The organism is Paracoccus sp. M683 (assembly GCF_007096355.1).
Lineage (GTDB): Bacteria > Pseudomonadota > Alphaproteobacteria > Rhodobacterales > Rhodobacteraceae > Paracoccus.
This window is the reverse complement of record NZ_VKDF01000074.1, coordinates 1-261: the sequence shown is the minus strand read 5'-3', so window position 1 is coordinate 261 and position 261 is coordinate 1. Positions and strand designations below refer to the sequence as shown.

Here is a 261-nt window from a genome sequence, read left to right as displayed (position 1 = left end):
GTGATGTGGGAGCCTTGGATCGATGGCTTCACTCGCGCTATGGGGCTAAGACCGGATGCTTGGGATCGACTGCTCGCTCAGGCCGACGAAGAGACGCGGACGACGATGATCTTCTTGATGGCGCTTCAGGGAATATACACTGGCCACAGCAAGTTCACGGATGAGGAGATCGACGAAATCGACCTTGAAGCACCCAATCTGATCCCGAACTGCGTTGCGACGATACTCTATCAGTCTCGTCCCGAGCTTTCCCGCATGGAG

General features: G+C 55.9%; 1 protein-coding gene. It reads left to right on the top strand.

The genetic code is table 11. From position 1 onward, the window contains the following. Window positions 1-3 precede the first annotated feature (3 nt). Window positions 4-261 (top strand): UPF0149 family protein (locus FNJ84_RS21845; protein WP_255471381.1); only part of this gene is annotated, 258 nt, incomplete at its 3' end.